This window comes from Tenacibaculum sp. TB-53, from assembly GCF_059716285.2.
Genome location: NZ_CM202790.1, coordinates 2,048,778 through 2,074,511, shown reverse-complemented (window position 1 = coordinate 2,074,511; position 25,734 = coordinate 2,048,778). Strand labels below are relative to the sequence as shown.

Below are 25,734 nucleotides of genomic sequence, written 5' to 3'. Positions count from 1 at the left end.
CTTAAAACTAAGAAAATTTATGTAAATAAAAAACTCGAGAAGCTCTCGAGTTTCTTATGGATTTATTTTTTATAACATATGAATATGAATTTCTTGATCAAAACTAGGATTAGATCTAGTTATTTTATTTATATTTTTCATCCTTACTTGATCTAAAAGATAAAGTCTGTTAATACCGTCTCCTAAAATAACTTCATTATCAACAATAATTGTAGTAACCGTTGGACTTGGCTTACCAAACTTTTTTAATTTCCTTGTATTTGCGTTTTCGAAGTTGCTTGTGTTGTTTTTTCTCTGGTAATCAATTAATTTACTTATCTGCATGTCTTTAAGTCTAGAATCTCTTTGTAAAAAGTCTAAAAGCAGTTGGTTTGATTTGATTTCGTTGTTATTGATTATAATATCAAATGATTCTTTCTTTGTTTTTTTCTCTTCTTGAGCAGATAAGTTTAAAGAAATAAAAGCAACAATTAGTAGTAAATATTTTTTTGTTTTCATACTATTAAGTTTTTAATTTAAAAAAAAGCAAAAATCAAGCCAAACAAAAACCTCGAGAATTTTTCTCGAGGTTTTTTACTATTTAGGTGTCGAGCTTCTCGACTTACATCATTCCTGGCATTCCACCACCCATTGGAGGCATTCCACCACCTGCAGGAGCATCTTCTTTAATGTCAACCAAAGCACACTCAGTAGTTAAGATCATTCCAGCAACAGAAGCAGCGTTTTCTAAAGCTACACGAGTTACTTTCTTAGGATCGATAATACCAGCCTCTAACATATCTACATATTGTTCAGATTTAGCATCATATCCAAAGTCTTTTTTACCTTCTAATACCTTGTTAATTACAACAGAACCTTCACCACCAGCATTTTCAACAATCGTACGTAATGGAGATTCAATAGCTCTATTCACAATTTGAATACCTGTAGTTTCGTCTAAATTTTCTGTAGTAATAGTTTCTAATACCTTTTTAGAACGTACTAAAGCAACACCACCACCGGCAACAATTCCTTCTTCTACAGCGGCTCTTGTAGCATGTAAAGCATCATCAACACGGTCTTTCTTTTCTTTCATTTCTACTTCAGAAGCAGCACCAACATATAATACAGCAACACCACCAGCTAACTTCGCTAAACGTTCTTGTAATTTCTCACGATCGTAGTCAGAAGTAGTAGTTTCAATTTGTGTTTTAATTTGGTTTACGCGAGCCTTAATTTGTTCTTCATCACCAGATCCGTTTACGATAGTTGTATTGTCTTTATCAATAGTTACTGTCTCAGCAGTTCCTAATAAATCTAAAGTAGCATTCTCTAAAGAGAAACCTCTTTCTTCAGAAATTACAGTACCACCAGTTAAAATAGCGATGTCTTCTAACATTGCTTTTCTTCTGTCTCCGAATCCTGGAGCCTTAACAGCAGCAATTTTTAATCCACCACGTAACTTGTTTACTACTAAAGTAGCCAATGCTTGTCCATCAACATCTTCAGCAATGATTAATAAAGGTCTTCCTGATTGAGCAACTGGCTCTAAAATAGGTAAGATTTCTTGTAAGTTAGAAATCTTTTTATCAAATAATAAAATATATGGATTTTCTAAATCAGCAATCATTTTATCAGCATCTGTAACGAAGTATGGAGATAAGTATCCACGGTCAAACTGCATTCCTTCAACAACATCAACATAAGTGTCAGTCCCTTTAGCTTCTTCTACAGTAATTACTCCTTCTTTACCAACTTTTTCAAAAGCTTCAGCAATTAAGTTACCAATTATAGCATCGTTGTTAGAAGAGATTGCAGCTACTTGCTTGATTTTCTCTGATGAATCACCAACCTCTTTAGATTGTTTAGCTAAATCTTCAGTAATAGCAGCTACAGCTTTATCAATACCACGTTTTAAATCCATGGGATTAGCACCCGCAGCTACGTTTTTTAAACCTTCTTTTACGATAGCTTGTGCTAATACTGTAGCAGTAGTAGTACCATCACCTGCTAAATCGTTAGTTTTAGAAGCTACTTCTTTTACCATTTGGGCTCCCATGTTTTCTAACTGATCTTCTAGTTCTACTTCTTTAGCTACAGAAACTCCATCTTTAGTTACATGAGGAGCTCCGAAAGATTTAGAAATAATAACGTTACGTCCTTTAGGTCCTAAAGTTACTTTTACTGCATTCGCTAATGCATCTACCCCGCGTTTTAATCCATCGCGAGCGTCTACATCAAATTTTATATCTTTTGCCATGTTTGTTTAAGTTTTTTGCCGTTAGCATATAGCTGTTGGCTTGGTTTTAAATTTTTTGTTTAATAGGCTAATAGCGAAAAGCTAATAGCAAAGAAATTTTAGATAATAGCGAAAATGTCGCTTTCTCTCATAATTAAATAATCTTTTCCTTCTAATTTAAGCTCTGTACCAGCGTACTTTCCGTATAAAACAGTATCACCAACTTTTACAGTTAAAGGCTCATCTTTTGTTCCGTTCCCTACGGCTACGACAGTACCTTTTTGTGGTTTTTCCTTTGCGTTGTCAGGGATGATGATTCCTGATGCTGTAGTAGTTTCTGCTGCAGCTGGTTCAACAAGAACTCTGTCTGCTAAAGGTTTAATGTTTAATCCCATTTTATATATTTTGATTGATTAAATTAATTTTACTGGTAGTATTTTGTCAGAAATTATGCCATTAGATTTTTGCTGACAATTTTTCTAATACATTAGATTAATAAATAAAAAAAATGCCAACGTGTCATTTACGTTGGCATTTTATATTCTATTTTTTGAAAAACTACTGAGCGCTGTCTTTAGCTGTATCTGTTGCTGCTGGTGTAGCAGGAGTTGTTGTAGTTTCAATATTGTTTAAGGTTTCATTTAATTGAGGAGCGTCAGCTGCATTTCCTCTTGGAATAGCGAAGTTTGCTAATAAAATTAAAGCAAACATAGTAATAGCTAATGTCCAAGTAGTTCTGTCTAAAAAGCTATTTGTATTTTGTACACCTCCAATATTTTGAGCTCCACCGCCTCCAAATGATGAAGATAATCCTCCACCTTTAGGATTTTGAACCATTACAATTAAGATTAATGCTATTGCAACAATCAATATTAAAACTAAAAGTAAAGTATACGTTGTCATCTATTTATTGTTTTGTAAAATTTGTATTCTTTTAATTTGGTCTGCAAAGAAACCACTTTTTTCTGGATATTTCAAACTTAATATTTTATATGCTTGAATAGCACTGTCATATTTCTTTTGTTCTAAATATACTTTAGCCAAAGTTTCGGTAGCTAATTGATTATTTTGTTGATTTTCGGATATTTTTATATCCGAAGTATTTGTTTTATTAGGACGAGAAATTTTTGGAGCAGTTTCAATAAAACGATCAATAATAGCTTCATGTTCAGACTTAACAGGCATTTCTTTAGCTTGTTTTTCTGAAGGATGATTATCTAAAGTCCTAACTATAGTTTTTTTAGATGATAGTTGTAACCATTGATTGAAAGAAAAAGTTTCGTTTTGTGTAAAAGAAAGTGGTTTACCAATAGCTAAATCTTTCTCTATAGTTGAAATTTTTGTTTGTTTTCTTTTAGAAAGAATTTTGTCTTTTAAACTAATTTTTTCTTCTTTTATTGAGGCTTCCTTAAAAGCTTTAGAAGTAACAAAATCAAATAAAACAGATCTATCACTGGTGTGAGCTGCCGTTATTTTTAACTCGTTGTTGTATTTATAACTTTCTTGGTTTTTTAAAATTTTTAAACGAAGCGCTCTAGCTGATTGAAAAAAAGGATATTCTTGAATAATATCAGTAATGTCTGAAAGATGTTCTTGCGAAATTAATTCAGGCTTTTCTAATAACTGTATGTATAAATCCTTATTCAAAAAATTACCATTTTGCCACTGAGGCATTAAAAATATCTTGCGTAATACGTTCTATGATTTCATTTAAAGCTGTTTCTAAAACTCCTCCAGTTAATTGTTGATTAGCTCCATAATCGTAGTAAAAAGAAAAACGTTTTTCAAAATTATCTTTCTCTTCTAAAGCATTAACAAAGTTTACATTTACAGTAATTGTTAATCGGTTTTGAGCAGCTGTTTGTTGAGCTGTGGCACTCATTGGTGTAATGCGATAATCAACAATTTCACCATAAAAATGTAAATCACCACTAGTGCTAACCAAGGTTAAATTAGTTTGACGTGTAAATAAGTCTTGTAAATCTTGTGTGAATTTTTGACTAAGTATTGGTTCAACTAAAGGTGCTTGGTTAGGAAAAAAATCAACCTGAATTGTTTTTGCATTTCCTGTGTTTCCACCAGTAAAAGAGTATGCTCCACAACCAATAATGGTTGTAAAAGTAATAAGTAACGATACTATATAAAGAGTTTTTTTCATTTAAAGTTGAATAATTTTTAAAAGTAAACAATATAACTATTATAAGTCGTATTGTTTTATTTTTCTGTATAAGGTTCTCTCAGATATTCCTAATTCTTTGGCAGCTAATTTACGCTTACCATTGTTTTTTTCGAGAGACTTTTTTATCATTTCTATTTCTTTTTCTTGTAACGATAAACTTTCATCTTCCTCAATGGTTTCCGCATAATCATAATCATTTTGATGAGAAGTTGATTTTGGAATTTGTACTACCTCAATGTTTGAAGCTTCTGATAAATCTTGGTCTTGATAAATACGTTCAATTAAACGATGATTGTCTTCTTGTACCTGTTCAGAGTCTCCGTTTTGCATTAAATCTAGCGTTAGCTTTTTTAGATCATTAATGTCATTACGCATATCAAACAAGATTTTATACATGATGTCTCGTTCATTAGCAAAATCTGATTGACTTGTAGTTCTGTCACCTACAACAGCAGGTAGATTACTACGGTTTTCAGGCAAATATTGAATTAGTTTTTCAGGGGTAATTAGCCTATCTTCCTCAACTATTGATACTTGTTCGGCAATGTTTTTTAATTGACGAATATTACCAGGGAAATGATAGTTCAATAAAACCTTTACAGCATTCTCATTTAACCTGATGGTAGGCATTCGGTATTTTTGTGCAAAATCGGCAGCAAACTTTCTAAATAATAAATGAATGTCTTCACCACGTTCTCTCAAAGGAGGTAGTGAAATTTCTATAGTACTTAAACGGTAATATAAATCTTCACGAAATTTCTCTTTAGAAATGGCTTCGTGCATATTAACGTTGGTTGCAGCTACAATACGAACATTTGTTTTTTGTACTTGTGAAGATCCTACTTTTATAAATTCTCCATTTTCTAAAACACGTAATAAACGTACTTGCGTGGTTAACGGCAGTTCACCAACTTCATCTAAAAAAATAGTTCCGCCATCAGCCACTTCAAAATAGCCTTTTCGGGTTTGTGTAGCTCCTGTAAAAGCTCCTTTTTCATGTCCAAATAATTCGCTGTCAATTGTTCCTTCAGGAATCGCTCCACAGTTAACTGCAATGTATTTTGCATGTTTTCTGTGTGATAATTGATGAATTATTTTTGGTATACTTTCTTTTCCAACACCACTTTCACCAGTAACTAATACCGAAATATCAGTGGGAGCAACACGAATCGATTTTTCAATAGCACGATTTAGTTGCATATCGTTACCGATAATGCCAAAGCGTTGTTTTATAGCTTGTAAATTTTCCATTTCTTTTTTAGAATAAAGAAAAAAGAGCAGAGAGAAAAGCTTATACCTTTTTCTTTTCTCTTTACACTCTTTTCTATAAATTAATTATTGTCAGAATATCCAACAGCCGTACCTTTTAAGGTAGTAGAAGTACAATCTTCAATTTTTACATTTACAAAATCACCCATTTTGTAGTTTTCTTTAGGGAAAACAACAACAGTGTTTTGTGTATTACGACCTTTCCATTCGTTTTCATTTCTTTTAGAAGTTCCCTCGATTAAAACTTCCTGAATTTTACCCACATGCTCTTTAGCTCTGTATAAACTATGTTCTTGTTGTAGATTAATTATTTCTTGTAAACGACGTTTTTTAATAGTCAAAGGAACATTGTCTTCCATTTTCTTAGCAGCCAAGGTTCCTGGTCTTTCTGAATAAGCAAACATAAACCCGAAGCTATATTTTACATAGTTCATCATGTCTAAAGTATCAAGATGGTCTTCTTCGGTTTCTCCACAGAACCCCGCAATCATATCTTGACTTAAAGCCATTTCAGGAACAATTTTATAAATATTATCAACTAACTCCATGTACTCTTCACGAGTGTGTTGACGATTCATAGCTTTTAACATATTGTTACTCCCGCTTTGAACAGGTAAGTGAATGTACTTACAAATATTTTGGTGTTTAGCCATAACATGAATTACATCCAGTGTCATATCCTGTGGGTTAGACGTAGAAAAACGGAAACGCATTTTTGGGAACTCAGTAGCACACATGTCTAATAATTGAGCAAAATCTACTGCAGAAGCTTGTGCCAATTCAGATGCTTTTTTGAAATCTTTTTTCAATCCACCGCCATACCATAAATAAGAATCAACATTTTGACCTAATAAAGTAATTTCTTTGAAGTTCTTTTCTTGCATACTGCGAATTTCTTCAATAATACTCTTAGGGTCACGACTACGTTCACGACCACGAGTAAAAGGAACTACGCAGAATGTACACATATTATCACAACCACGAGTAATTGATACAAATGCAGAAACTCCGTTAGAGTTTAAACGAACAGGAGAAACATCAGCGTACGTTTCTTCCTTTGACAATATTACATTTACAGCATCACGACCTGCATCAACTTCTTCAATTAAATTAGGTAAGTCACGATAAGCATCAGGACCAACAACTAAATCAACGATTTTTTCTTCCTCTAAAAACTTTTCTTTCAATCGTTCTGCCATACAACCCAGTACACCAACTTTCATCGTTGGATTTACCTTTTTAACAGCATTGTATTTTTGGAGTCTGTTACGAACAGTGGTTTCTGCTTTTTCACGAATAGAGCATGTATTTACCAATACTAAATCAGCATCTTCTAAATTTTGAGTGGTATTAAAACCCTGCTCTGCTAAAATTGACGCCACAATTTCGCTATCGTTCATATTCATTTGGCAACCATAACTTTCTATAAAAAGTTTTTTGTTGTTTCCTTCTTTGTGTTCTGTAACAAGGGCTTTTCCTTGTTTTTTTTCATCAATTACTTTCTCTACGTGTTCCATAAATCCTTAAATCGTACTAAAATAGGCTGCAAAGATACAACCAAAAAGTGTAATTTGTGACAAATTGACATGGATTGTTTTTTTAAGAAAAAGTAAAATTTTGTTAAAAAAGACCCATTAAAAAAAAACTATATACTTTTGCAAACTGAATTACACTTATATTACAAAAGTGTAAAATGAGATAAGAGATATAAGACGTATGGCAAAAAATTTAGTAATAGTTGAGTCACCTGCTAAGGCGAAAACGATAGAAAAGTTTTTAGGAAAGGACTTTCAGGTTGAATCGAGTTTTGGACACATTGCAGACTTACCATCTAAGGAGTTGGGAGTAAATGTAGAAGGAGATTTCAAACCGAAGTATATAGTTTCTACCGATAAAAAAGCGGTAGTAAAAAAACTGAAAGACTTAGCAAAGAAAGCAGAAACTGTTTGGTTAGCATCCGATGAAGACCGCGAGGGAGAAGCTATAGCATGGCACTTAGCGGAACAATTGAAGTTGAAAAATGAAAACACTAAGCGTATTGTTTTTAACTCTATTACTAAAAATGCAATTTTAAAAGCAATTGAAAACCCACGCACAATTAATTACAATCTTGTTGATGCTCAACAAGCAAGACGTGTGTTAGATAGAATTGTAGGATATGAATTATCTCCTGTATTATGGAGAAAAGTAAAACCAGGATTGTCAGCAGGTAGGGTGCAATCGGTTGCAGTACGTTTAATTGTAGAACGTGAAAGAGAAATAGAAGGTTTTACACCAGTAGCTTCTTATCGTGTTGATGCAGAGTTTGTAAATGCAGAAGGAAAAAAGTTTAAAGCAAAATTAGCAAAGAACTTTTCAACAAAAAAAGAAGCTGAAAATTTCTTAAATTCTTGTTTAGGAGCAGAATTTTCTGTTGCTGATTTACAAAAAAAACCAGCAAAAAAATCTCCAGCACCGCCATTTACTACATCGACGTTGCAACAGGAAGCGTCAAGAAAATTAGGTTTTCCAGTTGCCAAAACTATGATGGTAGCACAACGTTTGTATGAAGCAGGGTTAATAACCTACATGAGAACAGACAGTGTAAACTTATCTGATGATGCAAAAAAAGCAGCTCAAGCAGAAATTATAGCTTCTTATGGTGAAGAATATAGCAAGCCACGTAATTATGCAACTAAGTCTAAAGGAGCACAAGAAGCGCATGAGGCAATTCGTCCGACTAACATGGAGAATCATGAAATTACAGGTGAGTATGATCAAACAAGGTTGTATAGCTTAATTTGGAAACGCACATTAGCTTCACAAATGAGTGAAGCTAAGCTAGAACGTACCGTCGTAAAAATAGATAACAATAAGAATAAAAAGCAGTTTACTGCAAATGGAGAGGTAATTACTTTTGAAGGATTTTTAAAAGTATATTTAGAAGGGACAGACAACGAAGAGGAAGAACAGGCAGGAATGTTACCTAAAATGGAAGTAAATGAAGAATTAATAAACGAGTTGATAACAGCAACTGAGCGTTACACACGTCCGCCAGCAAGGTTTTCTGAAGCATCTTTGGTAAAACAATTAGAAGAGTTAGGTATTGGTCGCCCTTCTACGTATGCACCAACCATTTCAACTATTCAAAGAAGGGAGTATATTGAAAAAGGAACTGTAGAAGGAAAAGAAAGAAATTACACTCAATTAAGTTTAGCCAATCAAGAAGTGTCAGAGCAAATTTTAACTGAAAGAGTAGGTTCAGATAAAGGAAAGCTCGTGCCAACAGATATAGGAAATATAGTAAATGATTTCTTAGTAGAAAATTTTGATGCAATTTTAGATTATGGTTTTACAGCTAAAGTAGAAAATGAATTTGATGAAATTGCAGAAGGAAAAGAAGATTGGATAGCAATGATTAAAGACTTTTATAAAAACTTTCATGTTGTTGTAGAAGATGTTGCTGCAAATGCAGAAAGAGCAAAAGGGGAACGTTTATTAGGTGTAGATCCTGAAAGTGGAAAGAATGTGTATGTGCGTTTAGGACGTTACGGAGCAATGGTGCAGATAGGAGAGGCAACTGATGAAGAGAAACCTCGTTTTGCAAGTTTACAAGGTGACCAAACAATGAATTCAATTACCTATGAAGAGGCAATGGATTTATTTAAGTTGCCAAAAACATTGGGAGACTATGAAGAGAAAGAAGTAGTTGTAGCTAATGGAAGATTTGGTCCTTATATTAAATTTGATGGTAAATATGTATCGTTAGATAAAGGAGAAAATCCAATGTCTGTAGATATGGATAGAGCTATTGAATTGATTGAAGCAAAAAGAAAAGCAGATGCTCCTATTGGAGAATATGAAGGAATGCCAATTCAAAAGGGAGTAGGGCGTTTTGGTCCTTTTATTAAATGGAATTCTATTTTTATCAACGTAAATAAAAAATACGACTTTGATAATTTAAGTCAAGCAGATTTAGAAGAATTAATAGAAGATAAAAAAAGAAAAGAGCGTGAAAAGCTAATCCACAATTTTGAAGAGGTTGGTATTCGTGTAGAAAAAGCACGCTGGGGACGTTTTAATGTAATAAAAGGAAAGATAAAGGTAGAACTTCCAAAGACAACAGAGATAGAAAAACTAACACAAGAAGAGGCTGTTAAAATGATTGAAGCAAAAACACCTAAGAAAAAAACAGCTAAAAAGAAAGCAGCCAAAAAAAAATAAAGAAGCTTTCAGAAAAAAAATAGTTTAGTATATTGCGACTCCAAAAATTCCCCTAATAAATGAATATAGACTTCTTTTCCCCTATTGAAGATTCTGTAGCTACTCGTGTAGTTTTACAGCCTTCTTCTGTATTAGGAAGAACTATTCAACTACATACTGTTCAAGATGGTTTTCCAGATTTAACAGAAGTAACTATCGCAATTTTAGGGGTTAAAGAAGATAGAGGAGCAGCAGGTAATTTAGGGAGTGGTAAAGAATTACACGAAATTCGTAAACATTTGTATCAATTATTTCCTGGTAACTGGCATACTCGTATAGCAGATCTCGGAAACATAGAGAAAGGAAATACATTAGAAGATACCTACTTTGCTGTTAAATCATCAGTAGCATTTTTACTAAAAAAAAATATACTTCCTGTAATAATTGGAGGAGGACAAGATTTAACTTACGCAAATTATAGAGCTTACGACGAACTAGAGCAAACAGTTAACTTAGTAGTTGTTGATAGTCGGTTTGATCTAGGCTCATTAGAAGAAGAATTAAGCTCTCAATCTTATTTAAGTAGAATTGTAATGGAGGAGCCTAATAATCTGTTTAACTTCAGTAATATAGGGTACCAAACCTACTTTAATTCTCAAGAAGAAATAAATCTATTAGATAAATTATATTTTGAAGCCTACAGATTAGGAGAAGTTAAAAACATAACATTGGTAGAACCAATAATGCGTGACGCAGATGTTGTAAGCGTAGATATAGGCAGTGTACGTCAAAGCGATGCTCCTGCAAATAAAAATGCTTCGCCAAATGGATTTTATGGGGAAGAGTTATGTGCTGTTGCACGTTATGCAGGGATAAGTGATAAGGTAACATCTTTTGGAATATACGAGTACAATAGCCTTTTAGATTTAAATCATCAAACAGCAAAATTAATAGCTCAAGTAATTTGGTATTTCATAGAAGGAGTAAATTCAAGAGCTAAAGATTACCCATTTGTAACCAAAGAAAGTTACCAAAAGTTTACGGTACTTTTAAATGATGATGATCCAATAAACTTTTATAAGAGTGATAAAAGCGGTCGTTGGTGGATGGAAATAAATTTAATATCAAATAATAAACACAAAAGACATGCGTTAATACCATGTAACTATCGAGATTATGAACAAGCATTACAACAAAAAATACCAGAAAGGTGGTATAAGGCTTTGCAAAAGCTTGTTTAAAAGAAAGTTGTATGTTCTGTAAAAAAAAATAATTCGTAATTGTTTTTTAATAAAAAAAATAATAGGTTTACGCCTCTTTTATAAGAAAGATTTAATATGAAAAAAATAACAGTACTTGCATTGTTAGCATCTATCATTTACTCTTGTGGTTCAAGTGGTGATAGGGGAGAGTTAGTAGGAGTGAAATCTAAAAGGAAATGGTTTGCTGAAAAACCATATGGTATGGCTAAAATCCCAGGAGGATCTTTCACTATGGGAAAACAAGATGAAGACCCTATGGGGGCTATGAATGCTCCAACTAAAACAGTTACGGTACAACCATTTTACATGGATGAGACTGAAATAACAAACAGTGAGTATAAAGCTTTTGTTCATTGGGTAAGAGATTCCATAACAAGAACTAAATTAGCTTATCAAGCAGAATTTGCTTCTTTAGGAGGAGAGGATGCAGCTAATACAGGTAAAAATGCACAAGGAATACAATTATATGCTTTTGCATCAAAAGATACTGTTAATGAAACTCCGTATGATAAGTACATGCGTGAAAATTATTACGAATTAGGAGAAGGATTAGATTCACTAAAACCATTAAACTGGGAAGAAGAGTTAATTTGGGATTCACAAGAATATCCTGATGCTGATTATGTAGAGGTGATGGACTCTTTATATATTAGAAAAGATGAGGCTTTAAATGGAATTAGAACATTTAATACAAAATTATTAAACTATAGGTATTATTGGTTTGATAATGAAGCTGCAGCAAGAACAGGTAAGAATAGAAGAGATTTCTTAAAAGACGAAGTTATAAATGTGTATCCAGATACAACAGTATGGATAAAAGACTTTAATTATTCATACAATGATCCAATGCATCAAGAGTATTTCGGACACAAAGCGTATGAGAATTACCCAGTAGTAGGGGTAACATGGAATCAAGCAAAAGCATTCTGTCATTGGAGAACCCAAACAAAAAATAATTTTCAAAGATCTAGAAAGAAGTTAGGTTTAGTGCCTGCTTTCAGATTGCCTACAGAAGCAGAGTGGGAATATGCAGCACGTGGAGGATTAGATTATGGTAAATATCCTTGGGGAGGACCTAGTACAACGAGTGATAGAGGATGTTTTTTAGCAAACTTTAAACCAGTTCGTGGAGATTATGCAGCTGATGGAGCCCTTTACACAGTTGAAGCAATGTCTTATAATCCTAATGAGTATGGATTGTTTAATATGGCAGGTAATGTTTCAGAATGGACAAATACAGCTTACAATCAAATGTCTTATTATATGGGGTCTACCATGAACCCTAATGTTGAAATAAAAGAAAATAGAAGAAAGATAATACGTGGAGGATCTTGGAAAGATGTAGCATATTTCTTAGAGGTAAGTTCTCGTGATTGGGAATACGCTGACACCGCAAGAAGTTATATCGGATTTAGAACCGTACAAGATTATTTAGGTACCAATAAAAGTAATTAAACAAGAAAACAAGAATAAATATTAATCCCCAAATTTTAAAAATCAAGAATTATGGCACAATCAAAATCAACTAAAAAAATGTTCAACATGGCTTACGGTTTAGGAGCCGCAGTAGTTATTATTGGAGCATTATTTAAAATTTTACACTGGCCTTTTGGAAATGAAGTATTAATGGTAGGTATGATTGTTGAAGCAGCAGTTTTCGCATTGTCAGCGTTTGAAGCAGTTGAAGACGATTTAGATTGGACAAAAGTATACCCAGAGTTAGCAGATGGACAATCATCAGGTAACAAAAGAGATAAAAAAGTTTCTGCTTCACCAGAAGAAGCACAAAGCATGTTATCTCAAAAATTAGACAATATACTAAGTGAAGCTAAATTAGATGCTCAATTAGTATCTCGTTTAGGAGACAGTATTAAAAGCTTCCAAGGAGCAGTAGAGCCATTAGCTTCAGCTTCTCAATCAATTTCAGCTACTAATAGTTACAATGAACAAATGTCTAGAGCAGCAGCTCAAATGGAATCATTAAATAGTTTATACCAAACTCAAGTAGAAAATGCTAGTAAACAAGCCGATTTAAACTCAGCTATGGTAGAAAACTCTCAACGTTTACAAGAGCAAATGCAATCGTTAGCAACAAACCTATCTTCATTAAATGGAGTATATGGAGGAATGTTAACTGCAATGTCTAACAAATAATTAATTAGTTTAATCTAATTTATTAACTAAACAAACTAATTAATATGGCAGGAGGACAACTATCACCAAGGCAGAAGATGATTAACCTTATGTACTTAGTGTTTATTGCAATGTTAGCAATGAACATGAGTAAGGAAGTATTATCTGCCTTTGGATTAATGAATGAAAAGTTAACAGTAGCTAACCAAAAAGCAACAGAGAAAAATAAAACAGCTTACGAAACGTTAGCTCAAAAGGCAGCAGAACAAGCTAAGCAATACGGTGAAGCTAAGGAGAAAACAGATAAGTTAAAAGTAGCAGCTGATGAATTATATGCTTACGTAGGAGATTTAAAGAGCCAAATGACTGGTGATTTAGAAGATAAAAAAGCATATGAAACAATGGATAAGTCTAAATTTTTAGATGAATTGTTCTTTAAAGGAGGTAAAATATCAAAAAAAGGAAAAGAATTTGTTGCTAAGATAGATGCTTTCAGAAATGATGCTGTTGCTGCTTTAGAAGGTACAGAAGTAGCAGATGTAATAGCCGCTCGTTTTAATACAAGTAAAGTAGAAAATAAAGACGGTAAAAAAATTGACTGGTTGAAATATCATTTTGAAGGTTTCCCTTTAATTGCGTCTTTAACTAAGTTAACTCAAATCCAAGCAGATATTAAAGCTACAGAATCTGATGCTTTAACAGCTTTATTACAAGGAGAATTACAAAGTGCTGTATCTATGACCAAATATGAAGCAATGGTTGTTTTTGATAAGAGTGCTTATTATCCTGGAGAAAACTTATCAGGTAGAATTGTATTAGGAAAAAAAGATCCTAATTTAACTGCAGAGAAAGTTATTATTAATGATAAAGAAGTTGAGCAAGAAAAAATTCAAGCAGGACAAGTTATTCTAGACGGTCCAGCAGGTAATGTAGGAGACAAGGAATTAAAAGGAGAGTTCCAATTTAAAGAAGGAGATTCTATTGTAAAAATAGATATTAAAGGAGCTTATGCTGTTATTCCTAGACCAAATGAAGCTCTAGTTTCTGCAGATAAAATGAATGTAGTATACCGTGGTTTAGCTAACCCGTTAACTATTTCTATTCCAGGAGTACCAGGAAATAAAGTTTCTGCAAAAGCTCCAGGATTGAAAAGAGTTAGAGGAGACAAGTATACTATGTATCCAGGAAAAGGCAGTGAGGTAAACATCGTAGTTACAGGAACTCCAACGGGTGCATCAAAAGGTGTACGTTCTGTTAAGAAATTTAGAATTAAAGACATACCACCAGCAGTAGGTATGGTTAGAGGTCAATATGGTACCGTAAAAATGCCAAAAGCTAGTTTAGGAAGAATAAGCGTAGCTGCAGGATTACCAGACTTCTTATTTGATTTAAAACTAAACGTATCTAGCTTTAAGATTAAAGTACCAGGACAAGTAGCGATACCTGTAAGTGGTAGAGGTTTAAACTCTAGAGCTAAAGCAGCTATTAATAAAGCTAGAAGAAATGATGTAATCACGATTTTTGATATCAAAGCATCAGTATCAGGTTCTAACTATAAAATTAAAAAAGTATTACCTGTTAGCGTAGAAATTACAAATTAATAAGTAAAAAATAAGAAAGTATGAATTGGAAGCGTTTTTATATGGTTTTATTCGCATTTGCTGCGACAAGCTATGCAAGTGCACAAGCTAACCTTTTAAATGCTAAAAAGGTAGATGAAATTGGATTTAAATCTGAAGCTCAAATAGCTTCAGAAGATGACAAACCACTTCCTTATGGCTACATTAGTGATAGAGATGTGTTATGGTCTAAGGTGGTGTGGGAATATGTAGATTTAAACCAGAAAATAAATCTACCTTATTATTACCCAATTGATACTATGAATGCAGGTCTTACAAGACGTTCTTTATTTCATACTCTTTTAAAAGGGATTAAGAATGGTGAAATAACAGAGATTTATAATGACTCTTATTTTACGACTAAAATAGGAATGGAAGAAGTTAACATGATGACGTTTAATGAACGTCAAAATGGAGACTACATAGATGAGTATTATGTGAAAGCAGAGGATATAAAAGGATATATGCTTAAAGGTATTTGGTATTTTGACAAACGCCAGGGTGAGTTAAAATATCGTTTATTAGCCTTAGCACCTATGGGACCAGATGTACAGGTAATGGGAGTTGAAGAAATTGATGATAGTGAAAGTGTGTATGAGCTATTTTGGGTGTTTTTCCCATCTGCTCGTGAAACATTACATGAATCAAAAGTATTTAACCCAGAGAACTCAGCCCAACCACTTTCTTATGATAACCTGTTAAACGCAAGGCGTTTTAACTCAACCATTTTGAGAGAAGAAAACATTTATGGAGACAGAGCTATAAAAGATTATGTTCGTGGTAACTCTTTATTTCAATTGTTAGAAGCAAATAGAATTAAAGAAGGTATCCGTAATAGAGAAATGGATATGTGGAATTATTAGAAATATTTATTTCATCATCTTAAAAAGAGAGTTTGTATTACAAACTCTCTTTTTTATTAATCATATATTACATGATGTTAATTGAAAAACTAGTGTAATTGTTTTTTTTTTAAAATAAAATAGATTATATTAGCATATAATTAAAATATCACATATTATGATAGCAAAAATTCTAGAACTAGAAGGAGTGACTAAGCTTTCAAAATCAAACTTGAATGCGGTTAAAGGAAAAGGGTGTTCATGTACAGATCCAAATGGTGGAGCAGATTATCATCCACCATTACATCATCCATCACATGAAAGTGTAAGAGCATGTTGGAATTACTGTGATGAATGGAGGGCTAGTTAACCCAATAGTAAAAAGACAAAAGAGCTTGCATTGCAAGCTCTTTTTTATTACAATAGTAGTACTTTTGAATTATGAATAAAGAGGTAGATTATATCATCGTTGGCTTAGGGTTATCAGGAATAGCCTTTACAGAACAATTAATTAAAAACAATAAAAGTTTTATTGTTTTTGAAAATACTTCACAAGTATCTTCAGTAGTTGCTGGTGGAGTATACAATCCTGTAATCTTAAAACGATTTACGCCAGTTTGGAATGGACATGAACAACTAGAAAAGGCAATCCTTTTTTATGAAGAACTAGAAGAAAAGTTACAACTTACCTTAGATTATAAATTTACTACTAAAAAAGTATTTTCAAGTGTAGGAGATGAAAACAATTGGTTCATTGCATCAGATAAACCAATGTTGTCTTACTATATGAATCCAAAAATATCAAAAAAAAAAATAAAAGGAATTATAGGTAATTATGGATTTGGAGAATTAAAAGGAACAGGAAGAATTGATACCCCTTTATTAGTAAAGTCTTATAAAGAGTATATAAAATCATTAAAAAGTATCCTAGAACAAGCCTTTGACTATTCAAAAGTTACTATTCAAGAAGATAAAGTAAGTTATGATAATATTACAGCAAAAAGAATTGTGTTTAGTGAAGGATTTGGTTTAAAGAAAAATCCATTTTTTAATTATTTGCCTTTAAATGGAACGAAAGGAGAAACGATAACAATTCATGCTCCCGAACTAAAAATAGATTTTTTATTAAAAGGCAGCGTATTTATAATGCCGTTAGGTGACGATACATACAAAGTAGGCGCTACTTTTAATTGGACAGATAAAACATCAGTTCCAACAGAAGAAGGAAGAAAAGAGTTGGAAGAAAAATTACAAAAGATAATATCAGTTCCATATACAGTAATTGAACAATCAGCAGGAATACGCCCTACAGTAAAAGATAGAAGACCTTTAGTAGGAAAACATCCAGAATATCAAAAATTAGCTATTTTAAACGGCTTAGGAACACGTGGTGTAATGATTGCCCCAACTGTTGCAGAAAACTTATATAATCATCTCGAAAAGGGTGAAGAGTTGGATAAAGAAATAAATATAAAAAGGTTCGTTGAATAACGAACCTTTTATATTGTTATATTTTAAGAAACAATAAACTTATTTACTACTAGTAGAATTACTTTTCTGATTGTAATTCTTTGGCGTTCTTTTTATAACCCACAAATAGGTTAATCCAAATAATTCTTGAAAGTCTTAATGTAATAGGTGTTAATATTAAAGAAACAGCTATTATAGCTATGAAACTATGTAAAATAGATAAGCCAATAAAAACTTTAGCAATAATAAAAATAGCGACAAAAAGAGCTACTGCAAGCGCGTAATTTACATACATCGCACCAAAGAAAAAAGAAGGCTCCATCATGTACTTAAAATTACATTGGGGACAATTTTCATGTAAAGTAGTTACTTTTTTAGGGTTGAAGTTAAGTTTGTATTTAAAGAAGTCTCCTTCATGACATCGAGGACATTTACTATTAAAAATACTATACAATTTACTTCCTTTTCCAAACATTTCTTATGGGTATTAAGTTCGATTAACTATTTGCTTTTTGTAAGTTTGTACAAATTTCAACAAAAATAAAACTATCGTTTGTAACTCTAGTTACAAAACTAAAGTAATTTGCTAAAAATATGTTAAACGTACACGATGTATCAGTTTCATTTATGGGAACAGATTTGTTCTCTGGAATCACTTTTAAATTAATAAAAGGAGACAGAATTGGATTGATTGGAAAAAATGGAGCAGGAAAATCTACCTTATTAAAAGTTTTATCAAAAGATATTGAAAGTAGTGGCGGAACACTGGCATTTGATAAAGATGTACGTATAGGGTTTTTACGACAGGATATTGATTTTGTACATGGAAGAACTATTTTAGAAGAAGCATACCAAGCATTTACTGAAATTAAAGAAATTGAACTAGAGCTTGATGAAATTAATCGTCAACTAGCAGAAAGAACTGATTATGAAAGTGAAGCGTATAATCAATTAATTATTGATTTAAACGAGAAAACTGAACGTTACGAGTTACTTGGTGGATATAACTACCAAGGAGAAACCGAAAAGATTTTACAAGGGTTAGGTTTTCAACGAGAAGATTTTGATAAGTTAACCGATACTTTTTCTGGAGGTTGGCGTATGCGTATTGAACTTGCAAAACTCCTTCTTCAGAATAATGATATTTTATTACTCGATGAGCCCACAAACCACTTAGATATTGAGTCGATTATTTGGTTAGAAAACTTTTTAAAAAACTATGCAGGAGCTATCGTTTTAGTATCGCACGATAAGATGTTTTTAGATAATGTAACCAATCGTACTATAGAAATTTCGTTAGGTCAAATCTACGATTATAAAAAACCGTACTCTGAGTTCCTAAAACTGCGAGCAGAGATTAAAGAAAAGCAGCTGCAAACACAGAAAAATCAACAGAAGGAAATAGAACATACCGAAAAATTAATAGAGAAATTCCGTGCAAAAGCTAGCAAAGCTTCCATGGCACAATCGTTAATTAAAAAGTTAGAAAAAGTAGAACGTATTGAAGTAGACCAAGATGATAATGCGGTAATGAATGTGCGTTTTGCTATATCAAAAGAACCAGGCAAAATTATTGTAGAGGCTGAAAATTTAGCAAAAAGCTATGGAGAAAAAGAGGTGTTAAAAGATGTAAACTTATTAATTGAACGTAATAGTAGAATTGCCTTTGTAGGACAAAACGGACAGGGAAAATCTACCTTAGCCAAAATGATGGTAGGGGAAATTCCGTTTGAAGGAAACTTAAAACTAGGACACAATGTAGAAATAGGTTACTTTGCACAAAATCAGTCAGAAGAATTACCACCAGAGAAAACAGTGCTAGAAATTATGGAAGACGCTGCTACCGATAGTAATAGAATGCGTGTGCGAGATATGTTAGGTTCGTTTTTATTTGGAGGAGAGGCAGTAGATAAAAAAGCAAAAGTACTATCAGGAGGTGAGCGAAATCGTTTGGCATTATGTAAGTTGTTGCTATCGCCATTTAATGTTTTAATAATGGATGAGCCTACCAACCACTTAGATATTGCTTCTAAAAATGTATTAAAAAAAGCACTACAAAACTTTGATGGTACGCTAATTGTCGTATCTCACGACCGTGATTTTTTACAAGGATTAACCACAACGGTTTACGGATTTAAAGACCGTGAAATAAAAGAATATTTAGGAGATATTGATTATTTCTTAGAGCAACATAAAATGGAAAGTTTGCGCGATGCTGAGAAAAGAACCGTAGTAACTAAAGAAAAAGATACTTCTAAAAAAGAAGCCTATCAATTATCAAGAGAGCAAGAAAAAGAATTAAAAAAGTTAAAAAATAAGCTAAATAAAATTGAAACACAAATAGCAAATTTAGAGGCTGAAATAGAAAAAATAGATTTAGAATTAGCACAGAACTACGATGAAGTATCTTCACGTCCTAACTTCTTCGAAAACTACAAAGCAAAAAAGGCGAAAGTTGATGCACTAATGGAAGAATGGGAACAAGTTGAGGAGCAGTTAGTTGATTTTTAATATTAAGAATAAAAGTAAAAACTTGTTTTAATAACGATGTACAAAAGTTACTAAAACAAGTTTTTACAATAATAAAAAGTAGTAAGTATAAAAGCACTTTAGTTTAAAAAAATATGAAATATACTTGTCTTGAGTTCAAACCATCTTAAATTAGCAGTCAATTATTTTATTTCATTAAGTAAAGTTTTCCAAATTGTAGCTTTAAACTTATTTTTAAACACTCCAAAATGGCCAATTTTCTCAACTTCAAAATCACTAGGTTTTAAAATAGTTGATTTAATATTTGAGTTTTGATACTGACTAGTCATCCATTCTACTGCTTTTTGAGGGGCAAAATCATCATCTTCAATACAAAAAGCACTTATATCAAATTTAATTTTATCATAGTATTTTAAAACTATCGATTTATCACCTTGCATATAATCTGATTTTTTACCCCAATTTTTCCATTGGTTAGCTACATTCTTAGGTAGGTTTTCCATACCGCTTAGCTTTTTAGATTTGAGGTATCCAAATAAATTTAGGATGGAGGGAAATAAAATGTACCAATTAAACCACATTTTAAATTTGTTAATTCCTTCCCAAAATCTCCAATAACCAGACTGCGCAGCAAGGAGTATTATTTTATCAAATTTAGGAGAGGATTTAGCCAACCCTATAAGTTGCCCACCAATACTATGTCCAAGAATTACTTTTTTTGAGTTCGGATAATTTTTTAAAACATATTGGAGAACAGATTCTATATCATTTTTTCCCCAATCAGCAGCATTATTACTTAACTCTAAAATAGGTTTTCTTAAGGAGCGACCAATTCCGCAGTAATCAAAAGTAAGAACTGAAATTCCGTTTTCAGACAGATATTTTGAAAAGTTTTGATAATACTCTTGTTTCACTCCTGTTGCAGAAGCAATAATAAGTACAGTTTCATTTTTTTCGTCTTCATAAAGAGTGGCTGATAGTACTTCGCAATTTGATAATATTTCTATTTGTTTCATTTACTCTTTTTAGTTACCTCTTACGACTTGTATATAATGCGTTGCCGTCCCGTAGGGCGGCTATGCATTATATACCTTGTTGTACGCAGGTTTTATTCGTTTAACTTTAATTCAAATATTTTAGAGTTTCTGTCAGGAAACGTGTAGTCAGATGGGATTTGAGACCTGTCCAAATCCAAAAAAACATTCTTTTCGTAAAAACGATGCGATGCTTTGGCAACTGATGGTGTGTCCAGTAGAATACTTTTAAATGCGAGTTTTTGGGATTCAGACTTTAATTTATCGAACAGCTTTTGAGCAATTTTTAAGTCCGTTCCGCGTAGTTCTTTTTTAACGAACATCTTTCTTGAAACCCCGATATTCTCATTTAATTTTTGAAGTCCGATACATCCAACAATTTCACCTTCCAACTCAGCAACCCAAAACCCGCCACCTTTATAAAATTCTGCCGTATTAATTAAGTCCAATTGTTCATTTTTCTTAAATCCGAGTCCAAATTCTCCGTTTTGAACTCCAAGAACAAAATTGTTCAATTCGATTTGGTGTTGAGAAGTAAAATTATTTATCGTCATATTTTGATCAATTTACGTATTATCGGTCTAGCCCGTTACGGCATTAAAGTTAGTATTTTTCTGTTAAGCAAAGGTTTTAGCAATTACGAATGGATTCAGGCATAGTCGAATGCACCGTAATTGTGGTTATACATCTTAAGTAAGTCGTTTTTTAATTCAGTTTTTATACATCACAACTTATTATTATCCCAATAGTAATAATTATGTTCATCATCTAAAACAAAGTCAGTTGCTGGATACAATTTATTTCCGATAGAATTACTTTTTTCTGTTTCTAATGTTAATAAACTAGCCTTTGTTTCAATTACAAGTTTTTTTGCTCTTTCAATAAGTGCTTTAGAAAATCCTAAACCTCTATAATTTATACTAACATACAAATCATTTAACAACCATAATCGTTTCATATTTGTAGGGAAAAAAGAGGAAATAATTGAACGAATCCAGTCATTACATTTTTATTGTTAAATGAAATATAAATCACAGATTCATTGTTTTGCATACGTGCTGTTAAAAAGACAATGCTTGTTCAATATCACTTTCTTTTCTATAAAATACTTTGTACTCATTAAAAAGCTGAGCCAAACCTCTTAAATCTGATATTTGTGCTTTTTTTATTATCATTATTCCGTTGTATTTATCTTATTTAGTGATTTATTATTTCTGCAAAATCATTGATATTATTTTATCATTTGTCTAAATGTTAGATTTACTCTTGGTGTGTGGATTTTCTTTGTAGTTGGAATATTGTGAATCCAATGCGATTGTGTTTGATCTTTCATTTCTAATAAATCGCCACTTTCGAGCTCAAATATTTGTTTGTGCTTGGTCTGTTTATGTTTTATAGCAAATTTTCTTTTTGCTCCAAAATTTAGAGAAGCTATAGAACCATTAGTTTTTAAATCTCTTTCGTCATCACTATGCCAAGCCATTCCTTCTGCTCCTGTATGGTACAGATTTAATAAAACTGAATTATATTCTTGTTGTGTTTTTTTTTTGCACAATTTCTTTTAATTCAAGCAATAAAGGAGTCCATAAAAGTGCAGTTCTAATAATTTTTGAATAGGTGTATTCATACGGCTTATCAGCATACCACGCTACTTTACGTTTAGTAATTATGTGCTTTCCAAAAATAATAGCTTCGTCATTTTTCCAAGCTACTTGTTCCATTAAGCTCTTATAATATGCATCACTTTGTTTTTGACTAAATATTTTACCCCAGTAATGTACGGTGCCATCATAAGGTAACCAGTTTTTTGTTGAATCTACTTGTTCTTGAAATAATTCCATCTTTTACTTTCTTAAAAAACAATCTAAGGTGTGGTCGTTAATCATACCAATAGATTGCATATAAGAATATATAATTATTGGACCAATGAAACTCATTCCTTTCTTTTTTAATTCTTTAGAAATCTGTTCTGCTAAAGAAGATGTAACCGGCAATACTGTTGCATCTTTGTAATGATTAATTATGGGTCTATCATTTATTTTACTCCAAATATATTTACTAAAAGAACCAAATTCTTTTTGAATTTCAATAAACACTTTTGCATTTTTAATAGCAGAGTTTATTTTTAATTTATTGCGTATAATTCCTTTATCATTAACCAGTCTGTCAATATCTTTTTCTGAATATTTGGCTACTTTATTAACATCAAAATTATCGAATGCTTTCCTGTAATTTTCTCTTCTTTTTAAAATAGTAATCCACGATAAACCTGCTTGAGCACCTTCCAAAATTAACATTTCAAATAAGGTTTTATCATCATATTTTGGTACTCCCCATTCGTTATCGTGATATTCTTGATAAACAAGGTCGTTGTTACACCATTTACACCTTGTTAGTTCTGCTTTGCCTTCCATAATTTATATTTATCAGTCATACAATGACCACAAGGTCTATAGTCATTTTCTATAGCTTCTTTTTCGCTTTTAAAAAACACTCGATTTTGGGTTTTCATTCGCTTGCCTGATTTACATTGAAGTGTGCCGTATATTTTCAATCGTCTATTTCCACCAAGAGTAATTTCTTTATTTTTAATTTTAAGAAACAGCTCTTTTTTATTTATGTCTGAATGTTTAATCATTAGCAGTTTTTACAGCTTCCCAACCTAAAATAGCCTTCTTTCTAATTGGATTCCAACGATAGCCACCCGTTTTTCCAGAAGATTGAATTACTCTATGACAAGGAATTAAATAAGCAATAGGATTACTTCCAATTGCTGTTCCTACAGCTCTTGAAGCTTTTGGTTTTTCAATTTTTTTTGCAATTTCTCCATAGGTAGCCAATTTTCCTTTAGGAATAGTCAATAAAGCCTCCCAAACTTTTAATTGAAAATCAGTGCCTTTTAAATGTAATTTTATTTTACTAAGTTTATTCCAATCATTTAAGAATACCATCAATATTTCTTGTTGAATTTTATCAACCTTTTGTTGGTAATTTGCATTTGGAAAACTATTTATCAAAACCTGTAAAGCCTCTTCTTTATTATCTACAAAAGCAATATGACATATTCCTTTTTTAGTAGTGGCAATCAAAATATCACCAAACGGAGTTTCGGCATAGCTATAGTTTATATTTAAGCTTTTACCTCCATTTTTATATTCTCCTGGTGTCATTCCTTCTATGTTTATAAATAAATCGTGTAAACGACTAGTACCTGAAAGCCCTGTATCTAAAGCAGTATCAAACAATGTATTTTTATCTTTTTTAAGTTTGCTTTTAGCATAATTTACACTCAAAAATTGAATGTATTTTTTTGGTGTAACACCAACCCAATCTTTAAACAATCTTTGAAAATGAAAAGAACTCATATTTAAATGTTCAGCAATATCATCTAGAGTAGGTTGCTCTTTGAAATGTTCATCTAAATATTCAATAGCTTCTGCTATTTTATCATAATGATATGTGTTTGTATTATTTGACATAATTAATCTTGATATGCTTTTCTTTCCTTATTTAATTCTTCAATTAATTCGTCTATTTCTGTTTCGGTTGTATTGTAATTTGTAATACAAGCTCTAAATGTTGGAACGTTTTTTATAGGGTAAACCGATATCCAAGAATTTCCTTTAGCCAAAATGTTGTCTAAAATGGTTTTTGTGAAATTAGCATCCGATTCAAATTTTTGGTATGTAAAACAGATTACTGGTAATTCGGTACTGTTCTTAATAATCCAATTATTTTCTGTTAGTTTAGTTCTTAAATATTCTCCCATTTTAGCTTGATGATTGATTACTTTTTCATAACCATTCCAACCGTAAAATAATAAAGATGAATAGACTTTTAAACCTGTAAATCGTCTTGACCATTGAATGGAATGTGAGAATGGTTCAACAATTTCTAATTCATTTGCCTCTTTAGGCATATATTCTGTGGTAATTCTAAATGTTTTGTTTAGAATTTCTTGATGAGAAGTCAAGAATACGCTTGTTCCCATAGGAACAGACATCCATTTATGTGCGTCAAAAGTTATTGAATCCGAAGCAGAAATACCTTTCAGTATATGTTTTAGATTTGAACTTAAAACAGCTCCTCCACCATAAGCGGCATCAACGTGAAACCAAATATTATGTGTTTTGCATATTTTTGAAATTTCTTCTAAGTCGTCTATTGTTCCTGTTCCTGTTGTTCCTGCTGTACCAATAACCATTAATGGGCTATGTGTTGAATTATTTAGGTTTTTGATTTCTTTTTCTAATAAATCAGTGTCTATTTTTAAATCTTTAGTCGTTGGAATTGTTTTTAAAAATTCATATCCTAAGCCTACAATTTTCGCTGCTTTTTGCACAGAATGATGTGCTTCTTGAGAACAAAAAATAACAGGTTTTTTATCTAAACCAAACATTCCGTTTTTAGCGAAATCAGGATATTTATTATTTAATGCAGATAATACAGCAGTTAAATTTGCTTCAGCTCCGCCAGTTGTAAAAACTCCGTCTGATTTTTTTGGATTTAAGCCAAATTTTTCAATAAACTGATTAATTATGTGAGCTTCTACTTCAACGGCAAAAGGAGCGTGACTCCAAGCTGCTAATTGAGGATTATAAGAAGCAGTTATAAAATCTGCAATAATTCCCGCAAAATTTGCTCGAGGATTAAATAAACCAAAATATTTTGGATGTGGTGTGTGAACAGAGTAATTTTCAAGTCCGTTTATTATATGCTCTATAGCTTTGTTTGGTTCGGTTCCAGAAACTAAATTTTCAGATTCTATAATATTTCTAATGTCTTGTAAGTTAAGTTCTGGTGTAGTACTGTAATCTTTAGTATTAGTGTAAAAATGCTCTATTTTTTGTGAAACAGTATTTAGTATCTCTTTGCGTTGTTTTTCGTCAAAATCAAAATTCATTTTAAGTATCGTTTTATTTTTAGACAAAATTCTAAAATGTTTTTTTGCTATAAAACCCGATTCTTGCGGTTTTCTTCTAAATGACTTACAACGGTCTTGTGTATGGTTAGTTGCGGTAAAATCAGCAGGATTT

25 protein-coding genes and 1 pseudogene are annotated in these 25,734 nt (G+C 32.0%); 9 read left to right on the top strand and 17 right to left on the bottom strand.

The features are described 5' to 3' along the window. Positions 1–69 precede the first annotated feature (69 nt). The 8 genes from AC3VJB_RS09445 to miaB form a co-directional block, all read right to left on the bottom strand. A complete protein-coding gene (locus tag AC3VJB_RS09445) occupies positions 70–498 on the bottom strand; it encodes a hypothetical protein (RefSeq protein ID WP_437823157.1) in 429 nt (142 codons plus the stop codon). Between the two features lie 103 nt (positions 499–601). After that, a complete protein-coding gene (gene groL / locus AC3VJB_RS09440; RefSeq protein WP_437823155.1) occupies positions 602–2,239 on the bottom strand; it encodes a chaperonin GroEL in 1,638 nt (545 codons plus the stop codon). A 98-nt stretch (positions 2,240–2,337) separates the two neighbouring features. After that, positions 2,338–2,613 carry a co-chaperone GroES gene (locus tag AC3VJB_RS09435; RefSeq protein ID WP_047788560.1) on the bottom strand — a complete coding sequence of 92 codons (276 nt, stop codon included), beginning with the start codon at positions 2,611–2,613 and terminating at the stop codon, positions 2,338–2,340. A gap of 163 nt (positions 2,614–2,776) precedes the next feature. Next, entirely contained in the window at positions 2,777–3,121 is a 345-nt protein-coding gene (secG, locus tag AC3VJB_RS09430) for a preprotein translocase subunit SecG (RefSeq protein ID WP_047788559.1), read from the bottom strand. Then, entirely contained in the window at positions 3,122–3,865 is a 744-nt protein-coding gene (locus AC3VJB_RS09425) for a DUF8458 domain-containing protein (RefSeq protein WP_394420613.1), read from the bottom strand. 4 nt (positions 3,866–3,869) lie between these two features. Then, complete coding sequence (locus AC3VJB_RS09420) at positions 3,870–4,376, bottom strand: LptE family protein (RefSeq protein ID WP_047788558.1); 507 nt, start codon at positions 4,374–4,376, stop codon at positions 3,870–3,872. A 39-nt stretch (positions 4,377–4,415) separates the two neighbouring features. Further along, the gene (locus AC3VJB_RS09415) at positions 4,416–5,648 is read right to left on the bottom strand and encodes a sigma-54 interaction domain-containing protein (RefSeq protein WP_281979784.1); all 1,233 of its coding nucleotides are present in this window, start codon (positions 5,646–5,648) and stop codon (positions 4,416–4,418) included. Between the two features lie 80 nt (positions 5,649–5,728). After that, complete coding sequence (gene miaB, locus AC3VJB_RS09410; protein WP_047788556.1) at positions 5,729–7,183, bottom strand: tRNA (N6-isopentenyl adenosine(37)-C2)-methylthiotransferase MiaB; 1,455 nt, start codon at positions 7,181–7,183, stop codon at positions 5,729–5,731. A gap of 199 nt (positions 7,184–7,382) precedes the next feature. Between miaB and topA the strand changes: the two genes are divergently transcribed. The 8 genes from topA (at position 7,383) to AC3VJB_RS09370 (ending at position 17,195) form a co-directional block, all read left to right on the top strand. Further along, positions 7,383–9,869 (top strand): type I DNA topoisomerase, encoded by a 2,487-nt coding sequence (gene topA, locus AC3VJB_RS09405; protein WP_159613985.1) that lies wholly within the window; start codon positions 7,383–7,385, stop codon positions 9,867–9,869. Positions 9,870–9,928: 59 nt separating this feature from the next. Then, entirely contained in the window at positions 9,929–11,089 is a 1,161-nt protein-coding gene (locus AC3VJB_RS09400) for a formimidoylglutamase (protein WP_167713151.1), read from the top strand. Between the two features lie 96 nt (positions 11,090–11,185). Next, the gene (gene porK / locus AC3VJB_RS09395; protein ID WP_073181772.1) at positions 11,186–12,565 is read left to right on the top strand and encodes a T9SS ring complex lipoprotein PorK/GldK; all 1,380 of its coding nucleotides are present in this window, start codon (positions 11,186–11,188) and stop codon (positions 12,563–12,565) included. Between the two features lie 51 nt (positions 12,566–12,616). Beyond that, positions 12,617–13,264: a type IX secretion system motor protein PorL/GldL gene (gene porL, locus AC3VJB_RS09390; protein ID WP_073181770.1), complete on the top strand. Its 648-nt coding sequence runs from the start codon at positions 12,617–12,619 to the stop codon at positions 13,262–13,264. Positions 13,265–13,308: 44 nt separating this feature from the next. Continuing rightward, the gene (gene porM, locus AC3VJB_RS09385; protein WP_437823146.1) at positions 13,309–14,844 is read left to right on the top strand and encodes a type IX secretion system motor protein PorM/GldM; all 1,536 of its coding nucleotides are present in this window, start codon (positions 13,309–13,311) and stop codon (positions 14,842–14,844) included. 20 nt (positions 14,845–14,864) lie between these two features. Next, positions 14,865–15,725, top strand: a complete 861-nt coding sequence (gene porN, locus AC3VJB_RS09380; protein WP_437823145.1) for a type IX secretion system ring subunit PorN/GldN — start codon at positions 14,865–14,867, stop codon at positions 15,723–15,725. 157 nt (positions 15,726–15,882) lie between these two features. Further along, a complete protein-coding gene (locus AC3VJB_RS09375; protein WP_437823143.1) occupies positions 15,883–16,074 on the top strand; it encodes a hypothetical protein in 192 nt (63 codons plus the stop codon). Between the two features lie 71 nt (positions 16,075–16,145). Next, positions 16,146–17,195 carry an NAD(P)/FAD-dependent oxidoreductase gene (locus tag AC3VJB_RS09370; protein WP_437823141.1) on the top strand — a complete coding sequence of 350 codons (1,050 nt, stop codon included), beginning with the start codon at positions 16,146–16,148 and terminating at the stop codon, positions 17,193–17,195. Positions 17,196–17,253: 58 nt separating this feature from the next. Here the strand turns inward: AC3VJB_RS09370 and AC3VJB_RS09365 are convergent, their stop codons facing one another. Next, the gene (locus AC3VJB_RS09365; protein ID WP_253056238.1) at positions 17,254–17,649 is read right to left on the bottom strand and encodes a DUF983 domain-containing protein; all 396 of its coding nucleotides are present in this window, start codon (positions 17,647–17,649) and stop codon (positions 17,254–17,256) included. A gap of 119 nt (positions 17,650–17,768) precedes the next feature. On the opposite strand from AC3VJB_RS09365, the gene AC3VJB_RS09360 reads away from it, so the two are divergent. After that, positions 17,769–19,685: an ABC-F family ATP-binding cassette domain-containing protein gene (locus AC3VJB_RS09360; protein ID WP_159613983.1), complete on the top strand. Its 1,917-nt coding sequence runs from the start codon at positions 17,769–17,771 to the stop codon at positions 19,683–19,685. A gap of 161 nt (positions 19,686–19,846) precedes the next feature. On the opposite strand, the gene AC3VJB_RS09355 is transcribed toward AC3VJB_RS09360, so the two are convergent. The 8 genes and pseudogenes from AC3VJB_RS09355 to AC3VJB_RS09320 form a co-directional block, all read right to left on the bottom strand. Beyond that, positions 19,847–20,680 carry an alpha/beta hydrolase family protein gene (locus AC3VJB_RS09355; protein ID WP_253679660.1) on the bottom strand — a complete coding sequence of 278 codons (834 nt, stop codon included), beginning with the start codon at positions 20,678–20,680 and terminating at the stop codon, positions 19,847–19,849. Between the two features lie 92 nt (positions 20,681–20,772). Further along, positions 20,773–21,252 carry a GNAT family N-acetyltransferase gene (locus tag AC3VJB_RS09350; RefSeq protein ID WP_437823136.1) on the bottom strand — a complete coding sequence of 160 codons (480 nt, stop codon included), beginning with the start codon at positions 21,250–21,252 and terminating at the stop codon, positions 20,773–20,775. Positions 21,253–21,422: 170 nt separating this feature from the next. Further along, positions 21,423–21,656: a GNAT family N-acetyltransferase gene (locus AC3VJB_RS09345; RefSeq protein WP_317166140.1), complete on the bottom strand. Its 234-nt coding sequence runs from the start codon at positions 21,654–21,656 to the stop codon at positions 21,423–21,425. Between the two features lie 273 nt (positions 21,657–21,929). Further along, positions 21,930–22,539: pseudogene (locus AC3VJB_RS09340) on the bottom strand (alpha-ketoglutarate-dependent dioxygenase AlkB family protein). 3 nt (positions 22,540–22,542) lie between these two features. Continuing rightward, entirely contained in the window at positions 22,543–23,112 is a 570-nt protein-coding gene (locus tag AC3VJB_RS09335; protein WP_159613958.1) for a DNA-3-methyladenine glycosylase I, read from the bottom strand. Beyond that, positions 23,091–23,336 (bottom strand): Ada metal-binding domain-containing protein, encoded by a 246-nt coding sequence (locus tag AC3VJB_RS09330; protein WP_159613956.1) that lies wholly within the window; start codon positions 23,334–23,336, stop codon positions 23,091–23,093. The genes AC3VJB_RS09335 and AC3VJB_RS09330 overlap by 22 nt, the downstream gene beginning before the upstream one ends. After that, complete coding sequence (locus AC3VJB_RS09325) at positions 23,329–24,177, bottom strand: methylated-DNA--[protein]-cysteine S-methyltransferase (RefSeq protein WP_437823131.1); 849 nt, start codon at positions 24,175–24,177, stop codon at positions 23,329–23,331. Before AC3VJB_RS09325 ends, AC3VJB_RS09330 begins: the two co-directional genes overlap by 8 nt. Before the next feature lie 2 nt (positions 24,178–24,179). Further along, positions 24,180–25,601 (bottom strand): pyridoxal phosphate-dependent decarboxylase family protein, encoded by a 1,422-nt coding sequence (locus tag AC3VJB_RS09320; protein ID WP_497667064.1) that lies wholly within the window; start codon positions 25,599–25,601, stop codon positions 24,180–24,182. Positions 25,602–25,734 lie beyond the last annotated feature (133 nt).